The sequence below is a fragment of the Spirosoma sp. SC4-14 genome (assembly GCF_037201965.1).
Lineage (GTDB): Bacteria > Bacteroidota > Bacteroidia > Cytophagales > Spirosomataceae > Spirosoma.
In genome coordinates this window covers 4,995,877-5,020,426 of the sequence record NZ_CP147518.1, presented here as the reverse complement: position 1 = coordinate 5,020,426, position 24,550 = coordinate 4,995,877, and the positions used below count along the sequence as shown (strand labels likewise).

General features: G+C 48.9%; 20 protein-coding genes. 4 read left to right on the top strand and 16 right to left on the bottom strand.

Features of this window, described 5'->3' with window-relative positions:
- Positions 1-30: 30 nt before the first annotated feature.
- Positions 31-3,804, top strand: coding sequence for a PVC-type heme-binding CxxCH protein (locus tag WBJ53_RS20455; RefSeq protein WP_338869565.1), 3,774 nt, complete (start codon positions 31-33; stop codon positions 3,802-3,804).
- A gap of 66 nt (positions 3,805-3,870) precedes the next feature.
- Here WBJ53_RS20455 and WBJ53_RS20450 read toward each other — a convergent pair whose 3' ends face one another.
- The 3 genes from WBJ53_RS20450 to WBJ53_RS20440 form a co-directional block, all read right to left on the bottom strand.
- Positions 3,871-4,803 carry a HAMP domain-containing sensor histidine kinase gene (locus WBJ53_RS20450; RefSeq protein ID WP_338869563.1) on the bottom strand — a complete coding sequence of 311 codons (933 nt, stop codon included), beginning with the start codon at positions 4,801-4,803 and terminating at the stop codon, positions 3,871-3,873.
- 166 nt (positions 4,804-4,969) lie between these two features.
- A complete protein-coding gene (locus WBJ53_RS20445) occupies positions 4,970-5,428 on the bottom strand; it encodes a hypothetical protein (RefSeq protein WP_338869561.1) in 459 nt (152 codons plus the stop codon).
- A 74-nt stretch (positions 5,429-5,502) separates the two neighbouring features.
- A complete protein-coding gene (locus tag WBJ53_RS20440; RefSeq protein WP_338869559.1) occupies positions 5,503-6,033 on the bottom strand; it encodes a TrmH family RNA methyltransferase in 531 nt (176 codons plus the stop codon).
- 254 nt (positions 6,034-6,287) lie between these two features.
- Between WBJ53_RS20440 and WBJ53_RS20435 the strand changes: the two genes are divergently transcribed.
- Positions 6,288-6,902 (top strand): 3'-5' exonuclease, encoded by a 615-nt coding sequence (locus WBJ53_RS20435; protein WP_338869557.1) that lies wholly within the window; start codon positions 6,288-6,290, stop codon positions 6,900-6,902.
- 3 nt (positions 6,903-6,905) lie between these two features.
- On the opposite strand, the gene WBJ53_RS20430 is transcribed toward WBJ53_RS20435, so the two are convergent.
- From WBJ53_RS20430 to WBJ53_RS20385, 10 genes are all read right to left on the bottom strand, one after another.
- The gene (locus WBJ53_RS20430) at positions 6,906-7,547 is read right to left on the bottom strand and encodes a hypothetical protein (protein WP_338869555.1); all 642 of its coding nucleotides are present in this window, start codon (positions 7,545-7,547) and stop codon (positions 6,906-6,908) included.
- 45 nt (positions 7,548-7,592) lie between these two features.
- Positions 7,593-10,403 carry a CHAT domain-containing protein gene (locus WBJ53_RS20425; RefSeq protein WP_338869553.1) on the bottom strand — a complete coding sequence of 937 codons (2,811 nt, stop codon included), beginning with the start codon at positions 10,401-10,403 and terminating at the stop codon, positions 7,593-7,595.
- Positions 10,345-11,760, bottom strand: coding sequence for a S8 family serine peptidase (locus WBJ53_RS20420; RefSeq protein WP_338869551.1), 1,416 nt, complete (start codon positions 11,758-11,760; stop codon positions 10,345-10,347). Before WBJ53_RS20420 ends, WBJ53_RS20425 begins: the two co-directional genes overlap by 59 nt.
- 59 nt (positions 11,761-11,819) lie before the next feature.
- Positions 11,820-12,563 carry a tetratricopeptide repeat protein gene (locus tag WBJ53_RS20415; RefSeq protein ID WP_338869549.1) on the bottom strand — a complete coding sequence of 248 codons (744 nt, stop codon included), beginning with the start codon at positions 12,561-12,563 and terminating at the stop codon, positions 11,820-11,822.
- A complete protein-coding gene (locus WBJ53_RS20410; protein WP_338869547.1) occupies positions 12,560-13,150 on the bottom strand; it encodes an RNA polymerase sigma factor in 591 nt (196 codons plus the stop codon). Before WBJ53_RS20410 ends, WBJ53_RS20415 begins: the two co-directional genes overlap by 4 nt.
- A 159-nt stretch (positions 13,151-13,309) precedes the next feature.
- Positions 13,310-13,891, bottom strand: coding sequence for a pseudouridine synthase (locus tag WBJ53_RS20405; protein ID WP_338869545.1), 582 nt, complete (start codon positions 13,889-13,891; stop codon positions 13,310-13,312).
- 57 nt (positions 13,892-13,948) lie between these two features.
- A complete protein-coding gene (locus tag WBJ53_RS20400) occupies positions 13,949-14,719 on the bottom strand; it encodes an exodeoxyribonuclease III (protein ID WP_338869543.1) in 771 nt (256 codons plus the stop codon).
- A 28-nt stretch (positions 14,720-14,747) separates the two neighbouring features.
- Positions 14,748-15,236, bottom strand: a complete 489-nt coding sequence (locus tag WBJ53_RS20395; RefSeq protein ID WP_338869541.1) for a DUF6036 family nucleotidyltransferase — start codon at positions 15,234-15,236, stop codon at positions 14,748-14,750.
- Positions 15,227-15,424 carry a hypothetical protein gene (locus WBJ53_RS20390; protein WP_338869539.1) on the bottom strand — a complete coding sequence of 66 codons (198 nt, stop codon included), beginning with the start codon at positions 15,422-15,424 and terminating at the stop codon, positions 15,227-15,229. The genes WBJ53_RS20395 and WBJ53_RS20390 overlap by 10 nt, the downstream gene beginning before the upstream one ends.
- Before the next feature lie 54 nt (positions 15,425-15,478).
- A complete protein-coding gene (locus WBJ53_RS20385) occupies positions 15,479-16,702 on the bottom strand; it encodes a nucleoside permease (protein WP_338869537.1) in 1,224 nt (407 codons plus the stop codon).
- Positions 16,703-16,896: 194 nt separating this feature from the next.
- On the opposite strand from WBJ53_RS20385, the gene WBJ53_RS20380 reads away from it, so the two are divergent.
- Positions 16,897-17,616 (top strand): DUF4292 domain-containing protein, encoded by a 720-nt coding sequence (locus tag WBJ53_RS20380; RefSeq protein WP_338869535.1) that lies wholly within the window; start codon positions 16,897-16,899, stop codon positions 17,614-17,616.
- Positions 17,617-17,796: 180 nt separating this feature from the next.
- A complete protein-coding gene (locus tag WBJ53_RS20375) occupies positions 17,797-19,995 on the top strand; it encodes a M28 family peptidase (RefSeq protein WP_338869533.1) in 2,199 nt (732 codons plus the stop codon).
- A 37-nt stretch (positions 19,996-20,032) separates the two neighbouring features.
- Here WBJ53_RS20375 and WBJ53_RS20370 read toward each other — a convergent pair whose 3' ends face one another.
- From WBJ53_RS20370 to WBJ53_RS20360, 3 genes are all read right to left on the bottom strand, one after another.
- The gene (locus WBJ53_RS20370) at positions 20,033-20,542 is read right to left on the bottom strand and encodes a Rad52/Rad22 family DNA repair protein (RefSeq protein WP_338869531.1); all 510 of its coding nucleotides are present in this window, start codon (positions 20,540-20,542) and stop codon (positions 20,033-20,035) included.
- 277 nt (positions 20,543-20,819) lie between these two features.
- On the bottom strand, positions 20,820-23,534 hold the full coding sequence (mutS, locus tag WBJ53_RS20365) for a DNA mismatch repair protein MutS (protein WP_338869529.1): 2,715 nt from the start codon (positions 23,532-23,534) through the stop codon (positions 20,820-20,822).
- 138 nt (positions 23,535-23,672) lie between these two features.
- On the bottom strand, positions 23,673-24,506 hold the full coding sequence (locus WBJ53_RS20360) for a universal stress protein (RefSeq protein WP_338869527.1): 834 nt from the start codon (positions 24,504-24,506) through the stop codon (positions 23,673-23,675).
- Positions 24,507-24,550: the final 44 nt, after the last annotated feature.

The following is a 24,550-nucleotide window of genomic DNA, read 5'->3' as shown; positions in this document are numbered from 1 at the left end:
ATCTTCTTATTCCTTTCCCTTCTCATAACAATGAACAAGATTTGGATTCTTATTAGCCTGCTGGTTTTTGCGCAGTGTGCCCGGCAATCGGCAACGCAAACAACCGCCCGCACTGAGTCGATGAAACCCGGTAATGACCAACCACGGCGGACCGAAATCCTGTTTCTGGGTGATAATGGCCACCATCGACCTATTGAGCGGGTGCCGCAACTGATGGCTGCGCTGGGTAACAAAGGCATAAACATCACTTACACCGATAAACTTGAAGATCTTAATCCCGAAACGCTCAATAAATACGACGGGTTGCTGATCTATGCTAACTGGGACAGTATTCCGAAACCGCAGGAAAAAGCCCTGCTTGACTATGTGGCATCGGGCAAAGGCCTGATTCCGGTTCACTGTGCATCGTATTGCTTCCGCAACTCGGCCGAATATGTTGATAAAGTCGTTGGCGGGCAATTCTGGCGGCATCGAATGGATACCATCCAGACACGGTTTACGCAACCTAACAACCCAATCGTTGCTGGTCTACATTCGTTTAAAGCCTACGACGAAACCTATTTGCATTCGCACCTTCAGCCCGACAACAACGTGCTGGCCGTTCGGGAAATTAAAGCCGACCAGGCCAGCGATAAACCCGGCCAGAAAGAAGAACCTTATACCTGGACACGTCAATACGGTAAGGGGCGGGTATTTTATACGGCCTATGGGCATGATGAGCGCACCTGGAGCCAGCCGGGTTTTCAGCAATTGCTGGAACGTGGGATTTTATGGGCTGTTGGCGACGACGTAAAGAAACTACACGATGCGCTCAATCCGCAGCCGTTTGCCTACCACGAAGCCAAACTGCCCAACTACGAAAAACGCCCAGGCCCTCAACTGGAGCAGGAACCGCTTTCGCCGGAGGAATCGATGAAGCATATTCAGGTACCGGTCGATTTTACGCTCGATCTGTTTGCGCACGAACCCAACGTGATGCACCCTATCGCCATGACCTGGGATGAGCGCGGACGGCTTTATGTGCTGATCACTAAAGACTATCCAAACGAACGCAAAGAGAGTGGTGGCTCAGATTATATTGTCATCTGCGAAGACACCGACAAAGATGGAAAGGCCGACAAGTTCACAAACTTTGCCGAAGGGTTGAGCATTCCCACTGGCATGACGTTTGGAAACGGTGGTTTATATGTATCGCAGGCTCCCCACATGCTGTTTTTACAGGATACCAATGGCGACGATAAAGCTGATGTGAAGAAAGTTGTATTCACCGGCTTTGGCACATTCGATACACATGCTGGGCCAAGCAACCTGCACTATGGATTCGACAACTGGATTTGGGGCAGTGTTGGTTACTCTGGATTTAAGGGCAAAGTAGGGGCCGACAGTGTGAAATTTAGCCAGGGATTTTTTCGGTTCAAGCCGGATGGCTCACAGCTAGAGTATGTGACAGGCACCTCGAACAACACCTGGGGACTTGGCTTTAACGAAATGGGCGATATTTTTGGCTCAACGGCCAATAATTCGCATGGCTGGTATATGGCCATCCCGAACCGTTATTTTCATGGTGGATCGCACATTCGGGAAAACGGTAGTCGCAGTACCGATACCCATAAAGACATGAAACCAATCACCGAAAAAGTTCGTCAGGTCGACGTATTTGGTGGTTTTACCGCAGCAGCAGGGCATAATTTCTACACGGCGCGGGCTTTTCCGAAAAAATACTGGAACAAAATTGCCTTTGTAGCCGAACCGACAGGGCATATTCTGCATCAGAACGTTCAGCAGAAAAAAGGTACCGACTATGAAGATGCCGAAGGGTTCAATCTGATGGCGGGAGCCGATGAGTGGTTTTCGCCAGTGTTTGCCGAAGTAGGACCCGATGGAGCCGTTTGGGTAGCCGACTGGTATAGTTTTATCATTCAGCACAATCCTACACCTACTGGAGCTACCAATGGATCGGGCAATGCCTACGAAACTCCGCTTCGCGATTTTACACATGGCCGTATTTATCGGGTAGGATATAAAAATGCGCCGACTTATACGCCAATGACCCTCAGCAAAGACCGGCCCGAGGAGTTGATCGCTGCGTTGAAAAATACGAATATGTTTTGGCGGATAACAGCACAACGGCTACTTATTGAGCGGAACAAAAAAGATGTGGTACCGCAACTGGTTGCTCTTGTGAACGATAAGTCGGTGGATGAAATCGGAATCAATCCAGCCGCCATTCATGCTTTACGGACATTGGATGGACTAGGAGCGCTGGAAGGCGATGCGTTGCAGGCAGCACTGGCCGCCCTGAAACATCCGTGTCCTGGCGTGCGCAAAACGGCCGTGCAGGTGCTTCCTAAAAACCAGTCGACAGCATCAGCCTTACTTCAGAACGATTTGTTGAACGACCGTGAACCCGTAGTTGCCCTGAATACCTTGCTAGCCCTATCTGAGCTTCCTCAAAGTGACGCTGTTCAGACCGCAATTCTAACTCGTCTGGATAAGGCAACGGAGGTCAATGATCGGTGGTTGCCCGATGCGTTTGCCTGTGCTCTGACTGGCAACAACGGCCAGTTGATGAAGCGTTACTTAAAACAGATTGCCCGGAATGCTCCGGCTCAGCCAAAGCCTGCACCAGCGCACGACATGAGTAGCCACCAGCAGGCACACGGTTCCAATGCATCATTGGCCAAAGCAGTGGTAGCAACCAGCAGTAACCTGCCCGATCTGGTTATTGCAGCTATTCGCACAACGCCAGAGTCGCCATCGGTTCGCGAACGGGCTCAACTCTTTGTCGACGTAACCAATGCTGGTGGAGACGCTATTCCGGCTGGAACACCTATTCCATTGTCGGTACGGGTAGAAGGCCCCAAAGGAGATTTGGATGGTGCCAAGATCGATTTTGTGAGCGTTACACATAACACAGGTATAAAACCTGGCGAAACCGTTACGATCAGCAAGGCTAATAATGGCCCGTGGGTGGGCGATATGGGGGTTATGTTCGAACGGGCCGGGCAATACACCATTACGGCTATGCTCGATCGGGAGAATAAAATTGCCGAAGGTAATGAGCAGAATAACAATGCAACCCACACGCTCACCTATCGGGCTCCACAAAGCCTGAGTGCCTATGTCCTCGAGCGGGCATCGCGTAGCTATGCATCCGTGGCTCCGGTCGATTCGGTGGTTATGCTACTTCGGCAGGCACAAAAGCTGGAGTCTTCGCAGAACGAAGCAATTGTGAAGGGGGTAGCAGAAGGCTGGAATCTGAAGACAAAAGGCCAGGTCAACCCTGTCGACAGAGAGTTTCTGGCGAGCCTGAATGAAGCCGTTTCGTCTGATAACCGGGAGCGCCTTGCCCGGCTCTATGAAGCCTGGGGATTGGCCGCCGAAGCACCCGTTGATCCGAATGTTGAGGTTGTACGATTAAAAACGGTGCGGGAAGAGATGCGGTACGATAAGAAAGAATTTACCGTTACGGCCGGTAAGCAGGTAGAAATAGTACTGGAGAATCCCGATGCCATGCAACACAACCTGGTGATTGGTAAACCCAAAAGCATGGAAATAATTGGGGCTGCTGCCGATAAGCTGATTACGGCGAAAGATGGTGCCGAGAAAAACTATGTGCCTGCCATTCCGCAGGTAATTGTGGCTACTCCGCTGGTAAATCCTGATCAGACGTATCGGCTGAAATTCACGGCTCCTGCAACGCCTGGCGATTACCCATTTGTGTGTACCTTTCCTGGGCACTGGCGAATCATGAACGGTGTCATGAAAGTGGCGAAGCCTACAGCATCTGTCAGCGCCAAGTAAGGCACGTTCTGTTAACCATTAACCGCGTCGTTCATGTAATTTTTGCAGGACGATGCGGTTTGATGTTTATTCAGGCGTTGTCTGGTTGGCCCGAACTGAGTCGGGTTCGGCAGGAAGCAGAGCCGATGGAGGAATCTGAATAATAAATTCGCTGCCTTTGCCTATTTCACTTTTTACCCAGATGTCCCAATTATGCGCCTGAACGATACGCTGAACGTAACTGAGCCCTAAACCAAACCCTTTGACACTGGGCTGATTGCGGTCGTGAACCCGAAAAAAAGGCTGGAAAATTTGCGGTAAAAGCTTGGGCGAAATGCCAACCCCTTTATCGCGGACAGTAATAGTCAATCCGTCGATATTGGTTTTTGTCAGTAAGGTAATTTCGGGCTTATCGGCACTGTATTTTACTGCATTGTCGAGCAGATTATGCAAGACATTTGTCATATGGAGTCGATCGGCCAGGATGTGCGGATCGACTCCATTTAAATTAAGCCCTAAATAATCGCCGTGGCGCTCGGCTATTGAATGAAGAAGCTGGTGTACCTGAATTGGCTCAGGGTTGAGAACGAGGGTATTTCGATCGGCGCGGGCCAGCGTGAGCATGGTTTCGACCTGGTGTTGTAATCGTTCGGTTTCTTCCCGAATGATACGCACATACTTGTCTGTTCGTTCAGGCTGATTCCGGGCAATTGGCGAATCCAGAATATCGGCAGCCATTCTGATTGCCGTAATTGGTGTTTGAAATTCATGAACAATAGAGTGCAGCACTTCTGTTTGTACCATTGAGCGCTGACGTCGGCGCAGGAGCCACCAGAGCGAAAAACCAAGCAGAATCTGAGACAGCAGAGCAAGCAGAAACACAGCCAGCCAGCGTAGCGAAGAAGCCGAAGTTGCAGCATCAGAAAATACAGCCCAATTCCCGTAAATCAGTCCCGCCGTAATGACAGACAGGACTAATGCAACGATAAAAAGAGGATAGGCTGAGGAACGGGGTAACATAACGCCGTCTGGTATAGGTTAGCAATGAAACTCTATCAAATAAGTGCTAAGTGGACGCGGCTTCTATGTAAATGTCACAAAAAAATGACTAAAAAAGCAAGAGATGGAAACAAAAAAGCCCGCTTTGTGCGGGCATAAAAAAAAATAGTATCAGATTTAGTTGTTTTTATGCATTATCGACCGATGTATCAGTCGTTGCTGGAGCGGTTGTGCCAGTGGTTTTAGATGCTGTTTTTCGGGCGGTTGTGGCTGGCTTCGAGGCTGGCGTTTTCCGACTGGTGGGGCGGGCAGGGGCAGGAGAGGATGTAACGGTAGAGTCAGCAACGGCATCAGCTATTTTGTTTACTGCCCGTTTGGCATTTTTCTCGGCTTTCTCAGCGTTTTTTTTTGCTTTCGCTAAATCCTTCTTGGTTTTCTTTTCCGCATTTTTCTGGGGCTTAACTTTCTTATTCTCAGTCTTGGCGATAATCTTGGTAAGTTTTTTGGCTAACTTGTCTGCCGATTTTTCGATCGACTTCTTCATCTTTTTTGTAGCCTTGCCTGCTTCGCCAATCTTAGCTTCAATAGAACTGACGATATCGGCGGCCAGTGACTTCTGCTTTGTTTTTGCGGTTTTGTTTGCCATTTGTTCGATATGAAAAAATTTACAAATAAATACGAATAAATCGTGACAATCAAAAGTCCAATGTTAAGTTTTTGTTATCTTTTCTGGAGGAAATCCCAACAGATGATCCCGGCTGTCACGGCTATATTGAGCGAATGTTTGGTGCCAAATTGGGGTATTTCGAGTACCAGATCTGCTTTTTCAACAACCGCGTCCCGAACACCAGTTACTTCGTTACCAAATACAAAAGCGTATGGTTTGTTTGGGATCGGAATAAAATTGGTAAGTGATATACTTCCTTCGGCCTGTTCCACTGCGGCTACAATCCAGCCGTTTGTCTGCAAATCAGCAATAAGTGACGTTATATCTGCAACGTATTCCCAGGTAACTGATTCGGTAGCGCCCAGAGCTGTTTTGGTAATATCGCGGTGGGGCGGCTGTCCGGTTATGCCACATAAATAAAGCTTTGCCGCTCTGAATGCATCAGCAGTACGGAATACAGAACCAACATTATTCAGACTCCGAATGTCGTCTAAAATCAGGCAGTACGGAAATTTCTCGACTTCTTTAAATTCATCGACAGAAAGGCGATTTAGCTCGTCGAGAGCAAGTTTACGTGGAAGCATAGCAATAAATGGAAATCCAGGCGCAAAGAACGGGAATTGTATCTGTAGATCTTACATTCGTTGGTAGCTTTGCCGCTCAGAAGGACTAATCACCACACAAAAGAATGCGTGCCATATTACATCCGATTAGATTTTGTCTATGGTTTTGGTAGGTACCATTTACTAGATAAATGCAAAACTGGATAATAATTTTCCAGTATATTTTTTAAAAATAAATCCGTGAACGTTTTTGCAAATTAGTTAACGAAACATACATGCCATTTTTAGTACTTGATCTTGAAATGACTGGCCCTGAGCCAGACTATAATGAAATCATTCAGATTGGCGCTGTACTTTTCGACGACAATTGGGTCGAGAAAGGACACTATCTGACCAACGTCTATCCTGAGAATGAAGAAGCCTTCTCTTCCTCGTCTGAAAAGATTCATAACCTGTCGCTGGCCGATCTGCAAGATGCCCCTATGATTTACGATGTATTGCCCGAAATGGAAGAATGGGTTTGTCAGAAATTAGGTATTCGGGTACCTAAAGACCAGTTAGACCGAACGCCTTTTCTGCGGAATGTGATTATCTGCGGGCAGAGCGTAATAAACGACATTAATTTTCTGAAAGAGGCTTATCGGTATGAAAAGCTCAAATGGCCTTACTCACGCGTATTGCTCGACTTACACACGCTGGCTTATTTTACCTTTCGGGTTCTGAAAGCTAACGGGCGAAAAGTGCCCGACCGCCTGAGTCTGACGGCTATTGCCAATTATTTTGGTTTTGCCCGCGAAGACGGCTTTCATAATGCACTGGAAGATGCTGTGCTGACGGCTAAGTGCCTGAAAGAAGTGTTTACGCTGGGAGAGGCTATGAACGTTGTCTGAGAATTACGTTTTCTTTCGGCGGATAACAAAAAAGCCTATAAACCCAAACAAACCTTCCAGAAAGCATAGCAAGAGCCAGGTCATTGGGTTTTCGCGATTGCCGAACGAAAGTGACGTGAGCAAAAGCAGTATGCCCAGACCTTGCCAGTAGAGAGGCACAGAAAGCTGGTCGGATTGGGTAGTTATGGTTAACTGGCCGGTTTGGTTAGGATAAAATACGGGACTGATTTTTTGATAATCCCATAGTAGTAATCCTAGATTTCCGGCCAGGATGAGTACGGTGATTACAGGAGTAAAATGAAAATTCATTGAAATAGTTATCAGAAAAATATTCAGGCTAACCGGCAGAAAGGCCAGTGCTCCCAGGGTTGCAAACCGTTGAGTAACCAGTAGTGCTCCCGGAATCACCTGAGCTATTCCGAGAAAATTCCACCAGATGCCGGTTCTATAGAGTGTTTCAAAAAACAGATCGATCGAAATGCCATGATCGGGTGGTAGTTGCAGCGTTCCGGTGGGCATAAAACGTCCGCCAAGCGCTTTTCCCCAGCCTGCATAAACAAACGCTCCGCCAATCAGATAACGCAGGAAAATAACAAACAGACAAGCCCAGGTTTTCGAATGGAGTCGGTCGATTACTTGCAACATACTTTGGTTCTTTTTGAGTTAGACCTAAACGGTTTTTAAATCCGTTTAGGTCTGTTTATCAACTGCCGCAATAAGCTTTGGCCGACGCTTCCAGCGGTAGTACCATAGGCTAAGTCCGGCAAAACATATCCCTATTGCTGCAATAATCCATAGTCCAAAGTTGATTCGCAACAGTGGCGTCGAATCACCAACTATAATAAGGCCAGCCCAATAGTTAGGCAGTTGGTTAATGCCTTCGGTGGTTTTGAGCCACTCCTGTTTTGCTCGTTGTAAGGCTAAATCCTTGGGTAGCCCTTCATCGAGGTATTGGTAGAATAAATTCGTTAGCTGATAAGTTGCCTGGTTCTGAACGCTCCAGAGCGTTGTTAACACACTCGGCACGCCCAGGGCCGAAAATCCTCTGGCCAGACTAAACACGCCTTCGCCCTGCTGATTGGCACCAATGCCTGTTTTACAGGCTGCCAGTGCTACCAACTGAGCCTCTGGCAAGGCCCCATTGCCCAATTCAGAGAGTCGGAGGGTCGAATCGGCAAAGTAGAGCGTTGGTTCCTGATCGGTACTGTCGGCCTGAGCGTGTGTAAACAGAAGCACAACCGGGTAGTTGACGACTTCGCGTTGAAAAGCAGCGCGTGTAGCCAGTTGATGGGTTAACAGTTTCGGTGCCGTAAAATGGTCCGCTATCGACTTCAGCGCATCGTCAGAACCCGACAGCATGACCTGATTTAGCTTTGGCGCAAAATCGACGGGAGCGACGCCTAAAAAACTGGCTTTATGCGTGGCAGAATATTGTTCATGAGGGTGCTCTCTAAGCAATAAATTAGCCGAATAGGCATAGCTAAAGGCATATTCATTCAGGGCATAATCTGGCTGTTTGTCGGAACGACTCAGGGCATCGAACGGAATAAAATACCCGTCGGGCGAGACAATGACCCGGCCTTGAGGTAGCGAAAACGGAGCCAGCAACTGGCGGTATAACTGATTGCTAGAGGTCAGAAACCGCTGAAAGTTTGCCCGCCTGCTCATCGCATCTGGATTGCTCAATAGTTGAGCGAAGGGTTCTATAGATCGATTATACTGGCTGATCGATTGCTTACGGAGTAGAAGCTTATCGGGCGTAATGCTCATCACATACAAAGCACTATCGCCCACAAAATACGTGATGAGCGCACTCTGGTTTTTTCTTAAAAATTGTTGCGTCTGAGCGAGCGTTGGGGTAGTGTTATCGTATTTGTAGTGATAGTAGGCAGGGTTGTAGGCTTCCAGTTCTTTCAGAAACGTATCCAGACTATCCTGTTTTGTTAGAAGTGCTGACCGAACCCGCAGATAAGCCGCACTATCGGGCGATAGACCCGCCAGTTTTTGTTGCTGGCTTTCGACGGCCTGTCTTAGTTTCTGTTCCTGAGCAACTAACTGGGGGGCAAGCTGTTGCCGTGCTCCCAACTCATTGAGTTTATCGGCTAGCATAACGGCCCGGCTTTTCTCCAGAAACCGGAACGCCTGTTCAGTGTCGTTGAGCAAAAAACAGGTTTCGAGCGCACGCTCATACATACCCCGTGTTTTTTGACGCCAGTAGAGTTTCGATTGCTGGCCCGAATGTTCCCAGCGCATAACATCGATCATCTGATCGGCAACGGTATAGGTTTCGAGCGCATGCTGTAGTCGCTGCCTGTTTTTAGTGGCTTTGGCATAATCGAGCCAGGTGTCGGCTTTATCCTGGATGAGGGTCAGCAGAAACTCTTTCTGAGACGCGACTCGAATCATGTCTGCTTTGGGCAGGGCCGTAATTTGCCGATTTGTAAATCCGAATGGCAATACCGTAAGCCCATCCTGATAATACTTCAGAGCAGTTGGATAGGCTTTCTTCTGCCAGTAAACAGCAGCTATGTTATCTAATATGCGAAGTTTAACGAACGGGTCAGTAGCAAGTTTATAGGCTTCTCTGTAATAGGCTAAGGCGTTGCCATATTGCTTGAGTTGGTAAAGAAGGTGCCCAATGTCTATTTGGCTGTTTATGATGCCAGGTTTATTGTCAAGCAGCAGATTGATCTGTAAGGCTTTTTTATAACTCGCCAACGCTGCCTGAGCATCTTGGTTCGCAATTTCCAGAATTGCTTTATACATCAATAAAATGGCTAAGGAGTACTGATCGCTTTTTTGGGCGAGTGCAATACTCGTAGTAAGGTTTTTACGTGCTTTTTCGTATTCACCAAGAGCTATTAAACTTTTAATCTCTTCAACTTGAGCTTCCAGATAAGCCACATCGTCATGTACAATTAATGCCTGGGCCATCGCTTTTTCAGCATATTCGATTGCCTTCTGGTATTCACCCATCGAATAATCTGCATATGCCAATGTTCTGTAGGCAAAGGAAGTCCAACTACTGCTAGGTAGCCGCTCACCAAGTTTGATGGCTTTTTTTGAGGCCAGAATCGCATTACCAAACTGATTACGTTCTTTCCAGTAAACGCCCAGGCGGTAATAAGCCTTTACCTGATCTTCCGGCTTCAGATAAGCAGACGGTTTATTGTAGATAGGTAGAATGTGTTCAATTTGGTTGATGGCAGCCTGCGTATTCCCGTCTCTGAACATGGCTTTAGCCAATTCTAAATGCAGATTGACATAGGAGGAGTCCTGAAGATAATGGCAATTTTGCCAGGTTTTCAGGATCGATGAAATAGTAGTGACCTGCTTCGAATAGGGTTGGCTTAAACAGGAGTCGAATAAAGCTAAAAGCTCAGTGCGGTTGATGCACTGAGCCTGACAAATAAACGGAAAGCAACAGAAGATCAGTGCAACTCTATACCACAACGTAGGAGCCACCATTCCGAATTTCCGACGATAGACAAGATTCTTCATGAAATTCCCGAAGTCGATGCAACATAGCACGTTTGCTGATATAACCAGGCGTACTACTTAGTATTCGGGCTATTTGAGCGGCTACATAGGGTGTGGCAAACGAACTGCCTCGATAGCTACCGATAAAACCGGGTATGCGAAACTCGCCAATTGGCGTTGAAGCAATACCATTCGTTAAGGCACCGGTATCGACAAATTCGGAAGAAAAATTCTCGAAAACAGAAAAAGGAGGAGTCGCACCCTGGACTATAGTTGTCACGGTAACGACATTGTCCTGAATAGAACTGTAGCAGGCCGGATAAATGTTGGGTGCTCCGTTGAGTCCAATATGGCCATTCGCAGCCGGTGTATACTGATTTCTGTTGCCCGCAGCCGCTACCACCACTACGCCCGATTCTTCGAGGTCGCGAATGGCCCGCAGTAATAACGGAAAATCTTCCTCAGGTCGATTATTTCCATTAGACGTGAATGACCAACTGGCATTGACTACACGGGCGCCGTGGGTCCGGGCGAACTCCAGACCGCACAGGGCATCGTATAAACTTAACTGGCCGTTCTGATTGGAGACTTTTACGGGCAGTATGCCAACTTCCGGGGCCACACGTTTAATAATGGAACAGATTTTGGTGCCGTGCAAACCATAATGATTGTCAACGGGAAATGGGTCGCCTTCTGGGGTGTTGTCATCGGACACGAAATCCCAACTTATGTCACTGCTGATGGTTAGCCGTGGAGTTGGGGTAGTAAAACGAATGCCTGAATCTAAAACAGCTATGGTCGCTGTGCCTAGAGCCGCATCGTTTTCGTAAGCCGCAATCTGTGCTGTTTGCTGTATCTGTATCCCATTATTCAACAGCGGAATGACCAAAGAAGCTACGCCATAACTATTTATTTGCCCGGAGTGATCTCTTCCGTCAGGATTCGAAGTGCCGGGATGAATAACACCAATACTATTGGGCGATGTTGGGCCGGTATAAATCTGGGTTTCTGTATCTTCTAAATGGACTAGCTCCTCGCCCGACAAGGTTTCGACCAATACGTATCGTTTGCCCGTTACCGACGGCTTACGCGATTTCAATACCCGTACACCAATTCGTCCCGGCGTACCTGACGATTCCAGCCAGAAAGTTCGCCCTACTACCAATCGGTCAATGGCAGCGCCCTTATCGGCAATAATAAATTGTTGAGGATTGATGATGCGCCCTCGCCGATCCAGCCGAGCAGCAGCCGGAAAAATTCTGTTATCTAATCGTTCCTTATCAATTTTTAAAAGTTCTTCGTTGGATAACTGATAAGGGATTTCCTCATAGGGGAGCGGGCTGGGTTTGCCCTGATTCTCGTTCGGGTACTTTTGCATGTTGGGTATGGATTATTGGTGGGTTAAATAAATGGCCACGCATACAGTTGCGAATGAGGCTATAATGTTGCCCTGATTTGTTCCGCTTCGGTTTCCCCTTCTAAGTTCTTCTGAATTACTTCGTCAAGCAACTCTTTTGCCTTTGCCTTATCCATCGGTTGTCCGCGTTTCAGCAAAGCCAGACTTTCGTAGAACAAACCCGGATTTGAAAACAGATCGCTGCGCTGGCTCAGTTGGTGAAATTGTTCAATCGCTTGGTCGTAATTGCCCTGCCGCAGGGAAACAATGCCCGCATATTTTAGTGCGCTGTCGGTATCGGGGTGGCGTTTCAGAACATCCTGAAAAATAACTCCGGCTTCGGCTAGTTTCCCTTTGTTGAACAAATCGACACCTAGTTTCAAGCTGTCGGTACGGCCATCCATTGTGGTCGGAAGTTCAGCAAAATGAGTCGCTACGTAAGTATCCACAAACTGATTTTCGGCCACGGTCGATTCGGATGTTGGTCCGAAAAAATACCAGCCCAGGCCCAGTAAAATAACAATGCTGGCAGCCGCTGCATAGGTTATCCAGCTACCGAGCGGGCGCTGGCCTAAAGCGGGCTGTTGTTGACGAAGTGCGTCGAATTCGGCCATGCGTTGCTGGCGGGCCTGCTCCTGAGCGGCCTGTTTCGACATAATGTAGAACGCAAGGGCGTCAGCAACCGCAGGGTCGGAGCGGAGAGCCTGCTCAAACGTCGCCCGTTCTTCGGCCGAGAGTTGGCCGTTTACGTAGTTTTCAATTGTTTCCAGATCGGTGGTGTTCATAGTATATCGCGAAAACGTTCACGGAGTTTTTCGAGGCACCGCAAACGACTCGTTTTAGCCACTGCCGCCGAGTTATAGCCCATTGCCAGTGCAATTTCATCGTCCGAATAGCCTTCGCCCCACGACAGAATCATGGCTCTGCATTTTTCGCCCAGGTCGCGCAAATGGCTATGCAGTTGCTCAATGGCGCTTTGGGTAACCAGATGCTGAATAGCGTTTCGGGCTACATCGGGCAACTGGAACAATGAGTCGTCGAGCGAAAAGGTATCATGGACACTACTTCGATTAGTCGTCTTTTTTCGAATAGCGTCAACACATTTGTTCGTAAATATTTGATAAAGATACGTTTTAAGCTCCGAGCGCCCCTCAAAACGGTCGCTGGCGACGTGCTCGATCACGGTCAGAACAGCGTCGGAGTAGGCGCTGGCGCATTCGTCTTCGGTGAGCCGGTGCTTTCGGGTACCATCGGCAATGAGGTAAGCGTATTTCTCGTATAATTTATTTTCGAACAGCCGACGCTGTGTTCCGCCCGCTCGAATGCCTGTCATCAGGTCAGCGTCAGAAAGTTGTCGGGAGAAAAGAGGCATAGTGTGCTAAATAAAACCTGGCAGTAAGGTACTAAAAAAGAGTGTTTCGTAATTATGAAGAATGCGTAATTGATGAAAAGGTTTTTATAACGAATTGGGGCTGCTTCCAGCATGGAAACAGCCCCAATTATCAGTAATAGATCAATGGATAACTAGTTGTTATCGAAGCCGTAAGCCGTGTATCATATCCGTTCTGTTAAGCGCCTTAATCTCACCAGAAGTCATATCCTGAGCGGTTAGGTCTTCGATGGCCCAGCGCACCAGCCGAAGCGTCGGAAAGCCAACGGCGGCTGTCATTCGGCGCACCTGCCGGTTTTTGCCTTCATGCAGCGAAATGGATAGCCACGATGTCGGAATGTTGGCTCGGTAGCGAATCGGTGGATTTCGTTCGGGCAGCGTCGGTTCGGGGATGGCTATGGCCGTGGCCGGAAGTGTATCGTACGGTTTGCCATCGACCGAAATCGTAACGCCCTCCGACAGTTGTCGACAGGCTTCCGGCGTTAGCGCTCCATCGACCTGCACATAGTAGGTGCGGTTATGCCGAAACTTCGGATTCAGCAGTCGGTGGTTGAGTTGCTTGTCATTCGTGAGTAGTAACAACCCTTCGCTGTCGGCATCGAGCCGACCAACCGGATAAATATCCTTCGGAAAATCATAATCCAGATCGGCCAGGGTCGGCTTGTCGCCCTCCCGCGAAAACTGCGACAGCATGAGGTAGGGCTTGTAGATGAGGAAATACATTTTTAAAGAGTGAAAGAGCGAAAGAATGAAAGAGTGATTAGCTACCGCATGCTCTGGTTACACTCTTTCGCTCATTGACAACCAAACCGGGCAGTGGTCGGCGTGGACGGCGTTGGGGAGCATCTGGCAATCGATAAGTTGCGGACGAAGGGTATCGGTGATGGATGCGTAGTCGATACGCCAGCCTTTGTTGTTTTTACGGGCACCAGCGCGGTAGCTCCACCAGCTATAGGCAACTTCGTCGGGGTGAGCGTAGCGGAACGAATCGGTCATGCCAGCGCCAAACCACTGATCCATCCAGGCTCGTTCTTCGGGCAGGAAACCTGTTGTGTTTTTGTTGCGGATAGGGTCGTGAATGTCGATAGCATTATGCGCGATGTTGTAGTCGCCGACGACAATCAGGTTAGGCCGGGTTTTCCGCAGTTCCTGAACATAGGCAAAAAAATCGCGCAGAAACTCCATTTTTACCCCCTGCCGTAGTTCGCCGGAAGTGCCGGAAGGGAAATAGCAGTTCAGTAAGGTTACGTCGCCAAAGTCAGTACGGAGAATGCGGCCCTCGCAATCGTATACGGGCAGACCGCAGCCAATGACTACATTGGTTGGGGCAATTTTAGAAAATGTGGCCACACCCGAATACCCTTTTTTTTCGGCTGCGTGCCAATGGTATTGATAGCCCAGTTGCTCAAACAGTGACAGGTCGACCAGATCGACGGTCGCTTTCACCTCCTGAAAACAAAGAATGTCGAATTGATGCTGGGCGAGCCAATCGGTCAGGCCATTGCGCATGGCTGCACGAATACCGTTTACGTTGTAGGAAATAAGTTGCATTCGGTAAATGGAAAGATAACGGGATGCATTAATCCTGAGAAGGATTTTGTTTTTTCATTTCGTCAATGATTTCATCAATCATCAAAACATCATTCAGGTCTTTCGTTCGACGGGCCAGAATTTTGGCTTGGCGCAGGTCGTTTATATGTAGAAAATAAATGGTTTGGCCACCTGGCATGATGAAAGGTCTTGCCCGTTGGCGGCATTCGTCATAATTCAATCGAAGATGCACACGGGTCAGAATGTCGATGTGTTCTTCCAGACGAATGATTTGAGGCTCCGTAAAATCAGCCAATTTGAGTGGAATTAACTCGTCTTCCGTAAAATCTAATTCGAGTAAGGTGGCCACTAAGTTATCCCTATTTTCATTTGTGGGTTTCATCCAAACGTCGGCATCTTCTGTATAGCGAACACCCCCATTTAAAATAAGTGCCAGACCCCCAATCAGTATATAATCGAGCTTACTGTGATCGGCTGCTACGACAAAGCGAACAAAGTTATCATCATCTAGATCCATGATGGTTTTTCGATACTGATGCGTTGCTTTCGTTTTAGTGGTTTTCCCAATAGGCCGTAATGCCGTCTTTTCAGCCGCAGAAATGCATTCCATCGTTCTTCTAGCGTCATGCTGGCATTTCTACGAACCTGCTCCTGATGTGGGCCATTCAGGTCGGTATAAAACGTAATTCTCGATTTCTTTTCCATAAAGAAAAGTAGAACAGGCGATGAACGTTTATCGCCTGTTCTCTTGAAAAATAGTTATAAATTCCCCGGCACCAGTTCGCCTTCGGTAGGTTGTATTTTCTTTCTGTCGTTGAACAACAGCACAAAAACGATCAGTACCGCAGCCGCAATACCGGCCGGAACGAGCCAGACCGACAGCCAGTCTTTCGAGCCGTCGGGGCGGGTGTACATATCGAGTACAATCCCGGAGATTTTCGACCCAATGCCCATGCCGATGCCGTAGGTTGCGAGCGAAATAAGTCCCTGCGCCGACGATTTGATTTTTTCACCCGCTTTGTTGTCGGTATAGATCTGGCCCGTTACGAAGAAAAAGTCGTAGCAGACACCATGCAGAATAATGGCAATATAGAGCATCCATTCGCCCGAACCACCATCGCCGTAGCCAAAGCCCAGGAACCGGATAATCCAGGCTACCAGACCTACGATCAGCATTTTTTTGACGCCAAGCCGGGTGTACGCCAATGGAATAAGCAGCATGAAAATTACTTCGGAAGCCTGACCGAGCGACATTTTGTTCTCTACGTTCTGCATACCGCCATCCGTGAGCGACGGGTTGGCCATGGCATAGTAGAACGATAGGGGAATACAGATCAATACCGACGACAGGAAGAAAATGGCAAACGACCGATCTTTGAAAAGCTTGAAGGCATCCAAACCTAAAATCTGAGAAAACGAGGTCGAGGTGGTCGCTTTGGGTGGCGTGTTCGGCAATGTGAAGGCAAAGACCCCCAGTATAGCCGCCGAATACATCGATAGTTGGAAGATCGTCACTTTATCGCCAAACCCGTAGTAACCGACAATATTCGTTACGATAATCCAGGCTACCGTACCCAGTACCCGAATGCCGGGAAATTCTTTCTCCGGGCTGGTCATCTGCTGCATGGCAATCGATGAGGTGAGTGCCAGCGTCGGCGCAAACGTAAGGCAATAACCCAGAATCAGCAGGAAGAAATTATCGGCATTGGTATTCTGTGTAATGAAGTAAAGAATAACCGCGCCAAGCAGGTTCAGAACGCCCAAAACCTTCTGAGCCGCAAAATAGCGGTCGGCGATCATACCCACGAAAAAAGGGGCAATAATCATTGCCAGTGAGAAAGCCGCATAGGCATTCCCGACCTGATCGCCGGTTGCGTGCAGCTCCGTCAGTAAATATTTGCTCATTTGGCCATACCAGGCTCCCCAGACAAAAAACTGGAGAAACATCATGACGGAAAGTTTGACGCGAGTCGATACGTGCATTGGAAAAATATATGAGGGTTGATATTTGAACCAATGAAGGTAGAAAACACTCGTCAGGCCTGCAAGCCGATTGGCCCTGAAAGTTTCCGCCTGTGCAGGAACATGTCTGCCTTTTCCAGAATTATGACGAAACTAGTATCAGATTTCAGGGCTCGTTCCTGTATATTTGATCTAATTTCTGACTAAACTTTTTCATGAAAAAACAACTGATAACCCTGGTTGCACTGGTAGCTATTCCGGCTTTAACCTTTGCTCAAACGGCCGATGAAATTATTGACAAAAACATAGCTGCCGTTGGTGGCGCCGATAAGATTGCTGCTATAAAAACGCTCCAGTACGACCAGAGTATGAACATCATGGGCATGGACATGACCGGAAAGGTAACGGTTATAGTAGGGCAGTCGTCGCGCAACGATATTTCGGTGATGGGGCAGCAGATCACGACCGTTGTCGATGGCGATAAAGGATGGACAATAAACCCGATGCAGGGTGGTGCCGCTGCCCAACCCCTTCCCGACGAACAGGTGAAAATGCAGAAAGGCAATACGTATGTTGTGGGTACGGATTTGGCCACTGCCAAAAATCAGAAGTTCCCGGTTGAGCTGGTCGGTAAAGAAAAACTAAACGACAAAGACGTTTTTAACCTGAAAGTAACCCGCCCCGAAGGAGAAGCCAACTATTATGTGGATGCGGGTACCTATCAATTGCTGGGTATGAAAGCAACGGTGAACATGCAGGGGCAATCGGGCGAAGTGAAAATGCAGTATGGCAACTACAAAACGGTCGGCGACCTGACCGTACCATCAACTATTGAGCTCAACAGCCCTGCCATGCCGGGTGCGCTGACGATGACATTGTCGAACATGACGTTTAACCCAACGGTTGATCCGGCAATTTTTGCGATGCCTAAGTAAACGCTAAAGGTGTCATAAACTAGCACACAGATAACACCGATTTGACTGACAAGACCGTGTTAATCCGTCGAATCGGTGTTATCCGTGTGCTATTTATTTTTACGGCCGAATAATAAGCAGTGATGTATCGGCTTTGCCGTAGTAAATTCCGATATTTGGAGGGAATGCAATCTAATCTTTATGAGATACTGCCCTCTACTCAAAACTACCGGCCAGATTTTAGCGATTGGGTTGGGCGCACTTGCTGCCCAGGCTCAGTCGCCAACGCTCACCGGCTTTATTCCTGCCCGACAGGAAGCCCAGCTAAAGCTCGAAACCGAGTTTAAGGCGAAACAATCGCAAACGGCTTTTAAGACCCATCTTCAGAAACTTTCTAGTGTTCCGCATATTACCGGCTCGAAAGAAAATGAGCAGGTGCGCGACTATATTGCCGAAACGATGCGGAAAGCAGGCTGGCAGGTCGACATTTACCCGCATGATGTATTGCTTCCCAAAGGACCCGGCGAAATTGCCGTTGAACTGGTCGAGCCGATTCGAGAGCCACTGAACATTCGGGAGTTTCTGTTTAAAGAAGACAAGTATAGCAGCGACCCTCGGTTAACCCCTGGCTATAACGCCTGGTCGGGCTCGGGCGATGTGACTGCCGAAGTGGTTTATGCCAACTACGGCCGTAAAGAAGACTTCGAGCAACTGAAGGCGATGGGCATTTCAGTAAAGGATAAGATTGTGCTGGCTCGCTACGGCGGTAATTTTCGGGGCTATAAAGCACAATGGGCGCAAGCCGCCGGAGCCATTGGCGTCATCATTTTTACCGACCCTGCCGATTCGGGTTATATGCGGGGCCTTACGTTTCCCGAAGGGCCATATTACAGCGAAAGTGTGATTCAGCGCGGCTCATTGCTCACAACGCCGTATACGGGCGATCCGCTCACACCGGGCGAGGCTGCTTTGCCCTTAGACGCGAAAAATACACCCAAACGACTCGACCAGAATGCTGTTGGATTGCATAAAATACCCGTAACGCCACTGCCCTATGGTTCGGCCACCGAAATTCTGAAACGCATGACCGGGGCTAAAGCTGTTCCGGCTGGCTGGCAGGGTGGTTTACCCTATACCTATCGGCTCGAAGGCGGAAAAGACCTGAAAGTGCGGCTGATGGTGAAGCAGGAAAAGACCATTCAGCGAATATATCAGGTAGTGGGCACGCTGGTTGGGGTCGAATTTCCCGACGAATGGATTATTGCTGGTTGCCATTATGATGCCTGGTCGTATGGCGCTACCGACCCCAACTCGGGCACTGCCATGCTGCTGAGTATGACCGAATCGCTGGGTAAACTGGCCAAAGCAGGGCAACGCCCGCGTCGGACCATAAAAGTTTGCCATTGGGATGCTGAGGAACCGGGCGTTATTGGTTCTGCCGAATGGAGTGAACAGTTTCGGGATGAGCTAACCCAGAAAGCGGTGGCTTACATGAACTACGATGCCGCCGTTTCTGGGCGTACATTCGGTGCCAGTGCATCGCCATCTATGAAAAAACTCATCATCGAAGCGACGCAGTCGGTACAGTATCCCGATTCGAACAAAACCGTTTATCAGCACTGGATGGGGCATAAAGCGGCCGGAAATCCTACGCGCGTAACGGGCTCATCGGCACCGGCAGTACTGGCTGGGGAGCCAACCATCGGTAACCTCGGTGGTGGTTCTGACCATATTGCGCCGTATATGCACATTGGTATACCATCCTTGAGCGCGGGTATGGAAGGGCCAACGCTCTATCACTCGCAATACGACGATCTGTATTTCTACGACAAATTTGCCGATCCAACCTATAAAATGGGACCAATGATGGAGCAGGTTGTGGGCACTATGACTATGCGGCTGGCTAATGCCGATCTGGTTCCGTATGATGTTACGCGCTACCCAACGGATCTGGCCATGCACCTGAAAGCGGCCGAAAAAGCAATTCAGGCTTATTCGCCTAATTACTCCATTGAACCAATGCTGGCAGTGGTGGCCGATTTGAAAAAGAATGCCGAAGCCTGCGAAGCGGCTCGCCAGAATTACCTCAAATTGGGACGGACCGATAAACTGGTCGAATTAAATAAAGAGTTGCGAATGCTCGAACGGTCATTTATCGATCCCAAAGGAAACGCCTTTGGCAGTTGGTACCGCTCCTTATATGCGTCGTCGGACCCAAACAGCGGCTATGCTTCCTGGATGTTGCCGGGGTTCCTGTACGAGGCATCCTTGAAATCGACAGCCAATCTGCCCGATATTGAAACCCGTTACAAAAAAGCGATTCAAACCCTGAGCGACAAACTGCTGACGTTATCGCAGGGAATGGGTTCGCCCGCTACTATGGGAGGGGGAAGTAAGTAGCAGACCGTATCATAAAGCAAGGCCCTAGGGCCTTGCTTTATGATACGGTCTTTGCTGGTGCTGCCTTCGCGTGTTCGGGTTTTAGTACGACAACATCGCGAACGGTTCCGCCAGCATTGATTTTATCGACCATTTTGTCGAGCAGCGGAATGGCCCAGTCCGGGATGTATTTGTCGGTTGTCTGGATAAGTACTTTCGGGAAGTCGTAGAGTGAACGACCCAGACCAAACTGCACGGCGCAGCGTTTCATGGCATCGCTTATACCACCTTTCACGGGTTCAACACTTGTACGACTGGCCCCGTCGGTTTTTCGGACGATTTCGCCACCGGAGAGTATGGCCGTTATCGTACACAGAAAACCGCCTTCAATTTCCTTGATTTCATTCTGCCAGCCAGCCCAGCCAAACTGATCATCGAAACGTTGCATCACACACCGGTTCGTGATGTAAGGCACCACTATAATTTTCTGACCGTCTTTGGTCTGGCTTTGTACGCGCCATTCAACTTCCTGCGCCGTTAGGGGGGCAGTCAATACAGTTAAGTCCATTGGTAATTGTTGTTAATTGGGTATTTGTCTTCCCTGGAAGGGGATTGCTTATTGCAATTGTCTTATGCTGCTACATGCCACTGCATTTCTGTTGTCTGGGTTAGTAACTCTCCAAGTTCATCTGTAAGCCTGTTTTTCATATCTACGAATTGGTCAATCAGAAGCATGTTGGGACTGTCAGTTTGCTGATGCCTACGAATCGCTTCATTCATTCGCTTTACCTGCTGTATGGAAAATCTGGATTTCCAGTTCATCGTTAATTTCCATAATCATTGCATTACTCCAGCAATTTCATCAGCTCATTCAGTTTCAGCAGGGCTTCGATGGGCGTGAGCCGGTTGACGTCGATGGCGCGTAGTTTCTCCTTGATGGCTTCCGATTTCGGGTCGCCGGATTCGATAATGCGCAGCGCCAATTCCCGCTCCTGCGGTACCGCTTCCCGGATTTTCTCGCGGTCCGTTTCCCGACGGTGCGACGATTCCAGTTGTTTCAGAATTTCGTTGGCGCGGCTCACGATCTGTGCGGGCATCCCAGCCATCTGTGCTACGTGGATACCGAAACTGTGCTCCGAACCGCCCTCTTTTAACTTGCGTAGAAATATAACTTTATTGCCTAGTTCCTTAACGGCAACATTGAAATTTTTGATTCGGGGATTATCCGTAGCCAGATCGTTCAGCTCATGATAATGCGTGGCAAACAGCGTTTTGGGTCGACAATCCGTCTTATTATGCAAATATTCGATAATCGACCAGGCAATTGATACGCCATCGTAAGTACTTGTGCCACGACCAATTTCATCCATCAAGACCAGACTACGCTCGCTGAGGTTATTCAGAATGCTGGCCGTTTCGGTCATTTCGACCATGAATGTACTTTCGCCCCGCGACAGGTTGTCCGAAGCGCCAACGCGCGTAAAAATCTTGTCGACTATGCCGATTTCGGCCTGAGTTGCCGGAACAAAACTACCCGACTGAGCCATCAGAACAATCAGGGCAGTTTGGCGCAACAGCGCCGATTTGCCCGCCATGTTGGGCCCAGTTATAACGATAATCTGCTGCGTTTCGTCGTCCAGGTAAATATCGTTCGGAATATAGGGTTCGCCGGGTGGAAGTTGTTGTTCAATAACCGCGTGACGGCCGTCTTTGATATTCAGGACTTTGCTTTCGCTGATTTGTGGCCGGATGTATTTGTTTTTAACGGCAACGCGGGCAAACGACGACAGAACATCGAGCACCGACAGTACACGGGCGTTCTGCTGAATGGCCCCCACATATTCACCTGCTGCTACAACCAGTTCGTTGAACATTCGGGACTCGATCTGAAAAATCTGTTCTTCAGCGTTCAGTATTTTTTCTTCGTATTCTTTCAGCTCGGGCGTAATATAGCGTTCGGCATTAACGAGGGTTTGTTTCCGAATCCAGTCGTCGGGCACGCGGCTTTTGTGTGCATGGGTTACTTCCAGATAATAGCCAAACACTTTGTTATAGGCCACTTTCAGCGATGAAATGCCCGTTCGCTGTACTTCCCGTTCCTGTAGTTGAAGCAGAAAATCCTTACCCGAATAGGCAATAGCGGTTAGTTCATCGAGTTCGGCGTTGATGCCCGGTTTAATCATACCGCCCTGATTCGCTTGCGTCGGCGGATCTTCGCGGAGTTCGGCCTCGATACGGTCAAGCAGAAACGAAACAGGATTGAGCTGATCGGCGTATTTTTGTAACCCCCTGCCTCCCAAAGGCGGAATTGTGGTCGCATCTTCGGATAAAGCTCCCCCTTTGGGAGCGGGAGGGGCTGCAAGTGCCGTGATGAGCAATTCTTTTATAGGCAAAACGTGCTGTAGCGACCGCTTTAGCTGCAATAATTCCCGTGGGTTAATCCGGCGTACGGCTACTTTCGAGACCAGCCGTTCCAGATCGCCAATTTGGCGGAGATGATTGACGAGCGTTTCCGATAAGTCGATGTCGTCGGTCAGTAGCTCGACCATGTTGAGCCGCTCATCGATCAGGGCTTTTTCTTTCAGCGGAAGGCTAAGCCATTTGCGAAGTAACCGGGCACCCATTGGCGTAACCGTCTGATCGAGAATCTGAATCAGCGGTACACCGCCTTCCTGCTGCGGGGCCGTTAGTTCGAGATTTCGGATTGTGAAGCGATCGAGCCAGACATACCGATCTTCTTCGAGCCGGGTAACGCGCGTAATATGCTGAAGATCTTTATGTTCGGTTTCGTTCAGATAGTGCAGGATGACTCCAGCCGCGATGATACCATCGGGTAAGCCTTCAATCCCAAAACCTTTAAGCGACGTAGTCTGAAAGTGCTGTTTCAGAAAATTATAGCCAAAATCGTAGGTAAAAGCCCAATCTTCGAGCGTATAGGTATGGAATTTGTCGCTGAATAGTGCGCCAAACTCCACCCGGTTACGCTTGCAGTAGAGCACTTCCGACGGATTGAAACTTTGCAGTAGTTTGTCGACATAGGCCGCGTTTCCCTGCGATGCCAGAAATTCGCCGGTCGAAATATCCAGAAACGATATGCCAAACTGGTCTTCCTGATTGCCGGACCCGCTTTTGCCGAAATGCACCGCTGCCAGGTAGTTATTCCGTCGGGTGTCCAGCACATTGTCGTTGAACGAAACGCCGGGAGTGACTAGTTCTGTAACTCCTCGCCGTACAATTCCTTTTGCCTGAGCGGGGTCTTCCAACTGGTCGCAGATGGCTACACGTTGGCCCGCCCGAACGAGTTTGGGGAGGTAGGTGTCGAGCGAATGATGCGGGAAACCAGCCAGATCTTCGTTCGATCCACCGTTGTTCCGTTTGGTCAGGGTAATGCCCAGAATCTTACTGGCTTTTACGGCATCTTCGCCAAACGTTTCGTAGAAATCACCGACGCGGAAGAGCAGCAACGCACCGGGGTACTTAGCTTTAATCTGGTTGTATTGACGGTTGAGGGGTGTTTCGGTTTTCTTCGATTGTGGCTTTGCTGCGGTGGCTGTCTTCACTGATCTTGCTGGAATGTAATAAACAAAAATAGTGATTTTCCTGGGCAAAACCGAAGTTTTGGACTACTATCTGAAAGCTGTTAAAGGCTTTTGTCAGTGTGTCAGCGCTCGACCGAAACAATAGGTTTTGCTACAGCATCAGTCATGATAAATTAACGTGGGCAACTGAGTATGGGTTATCATCCGGCTGGTAATGCTGGGTTTGAGGAGGCCATCCAGAAAGTCGCGTTTGCGGGTAGTCATCACCAGTAAATCGATTGGATGTTTCTCGAGGAAATCGGCCAGACCACCACTAACCGTACGTGATTTTATTGTATGAAGCCGGAATGCATCAGTTCCGAATGTATGCCGAAGGCCGGTAAGTACAGCGTTGTCATCGAACACATTGGGCTGATTTTCGGCTTCTACGTGTATCAGGTCCAGTTTGGCTTTAAAATCGCGAGCCAACTCCAGAATGGCACGAATCGTGGCATCATCGTCGCCTTCCAGTTGGGTTGCATAGGCAATCGTCTGTAGTTGTACAGAACCTTCGGGTACAGTTGTTGGAACGATTAGTACAGGACAATGGGCGTTTTTTGCTACACCAGACGCATGAGTACCCGCCAGCCGATCCAGAAAGGAGTGCATATCGCTCCGGCCCGTAACAATCAGGTCGGCGTTGGTGTGGTGGGCAGCGGCCAGAATCTGATCGTCGACATTGCCGGTTTGCCAGCTTGTCTGAACCACAAAGCCGTCGGTACGCAACTGGTTCGCTAAGGCTTCCAGTTGATTTCGGCTGTTGGCTTCGGCTTCCGATTCGGGCGTTGCCAAAAGAGGCCCTGCCATGCCGGGAGGAGGAACTACAGGCAGTAGTGGAGAAAATACGTGCATAACCTGTAACGTGGCGTTGTAGTGACGTGCGAGCAATTGGGCCCAGGCCAGCGCATGATCAGCCGATTGGCTGAAGTCGGTGGGAAATACGATCGTTTTCATGATGTATAGGGAGGGATTTTAGTCTCAAATGTACATGCCGTCTA

Bases quoted from the DNA above. Each gene is read 5' to 3' on its own strand.
- WBJ53_RS20455 (WP_338869565.1), top strand. From the start codon at position 31: ATGAACAAGATTTGGATTCTTATTAGCCTGCTGGTTTTTGCGCAGTGT.
- WBJ53_RS20450 (WP_338869563.1), bottom strand. From the start codon at position 4,803: ATGTTACCCCGTTCCTCAGCCTATCCTCTTTTTATCGTTGCATTAGTC.
- WBJ53_RS20445 (WP_338869561.1), bottom strand. From the start codon at position 5,428: ATGGCAAACAAAACCGCAAAAACAAAGCAGAAGTCACTGGCCGCCGAT.
- WBJ53_RS20440 (WP_338869559.1), bottom strand. From the start codon at position 6,033: ATGCTTCCACGTAAACTTGCTCTCGACGAGCTAAATCGCCTTTCTGTC.
- WBJ53_RS20435 (WP_338869557.1), top strand. From the start codon at position 6,288: ATGCCATTTTTAGTACTTGATCTTGAAATGACTGGCCCTGAGCCAGAC.
- WBJ53_RS20430 (WP_338869555.1), bottom strand. From the start codon at position 7,547: ATGTTGCAAGTAATCGACCGACTCCATTCGAAAACCTGGGCTTGTCTG.
- WBJ53_RS20425 (WP_338869553.1), bottom strand. From the start codon at position 10,403: ATGAAGAATCTTGTCTATCGTCGGAAATTCGGAATGGTGGCTCCTACG.
- WBJ53_RS20420 (WP_338869551.1), bottom strand. From the start codon at position 11,760: ATGCAAAAGTACCCGAACGAGAATCAGGGCAAACCCAGCCCGCTCCCC.
- WBJ53_RS20415 (WP_338869549.1), bottom strand. From the start codon at position 12,563: ATGAACACCACCGATCTGGAAACAATTGAAAACTACGTAAACGGCCAA.
- WBJ53_RS20410 (WP_338869547.1), bottom strand. From the start codon at position 13,150: ATGCCTCTTTTCTCCCGACAACTTTCTGACGCTGACCTGATGACAGGC.
- WBJ53_RS20405 (WP_338869545.1), bottom strand. From the start codon at position 13,891: ATGTATTTCCTCATCTACAAGCCCTACCTCATGCTGTCGCAGTTTTCG.
- WBJ53_RS20400 (WP_338869543.1), bottom strand. From the start codon at position 14,719: ATGCAACTTATTTCCTACAACGTAAACGGTATTCGTGCAGCCATGCGC.
- WBJ53_RS20395 (WP_338869541.1), bottom strand. From the start codon at position 15,236: ATGGATCTAGATGATGATAACTTTGTTCGCTTTGTCGTAGCAGCCGAT.
- WBJ53_RS20390 (WP_338869539.1), bottom strand. From the start codon at position 15,424: ATGGAAAAGAAATCGAGAATTACGTTTTATACCGACCTGAATGGCCCA.
- WBJ53_RS20385 (WP_338869537.1), bottom strand. From the start codon at position 16,702: ATGCACGTATCGACTCGCGTCAAACTTTCCGTCATGATGTTTCTCCAG.
- WBJ53_RS20380 (WP_338869535.1), top strand. From the start codon at position 16,897: ATGAAAAAACAACTGATAACCCTGGTTGCACTGGTAGCTATTCCGGCT.
- WBJ53_RS20375 (WP_338869533.1), top strand. From the start codon at position 17,797: ATGAGATACTGCCCTCTACTCAAAACTACCGGCCAGATTTTAGCGATT.
- WBJ53_RS20370 (WP_338869531.1), bottom strand. From the start codon at position 20,542: ATGGACTTAACTGTATTGACTGCCCCCCTAACGGCGCAGGAAGTTGAA.
- WBJ53_RS20360 (WP_338869527.1), bottom strand. From the start codon at position 24,506: ATGAAAACGATCGTATTTCCCACCGACTTCAGCCAATCGGCTGATCAT.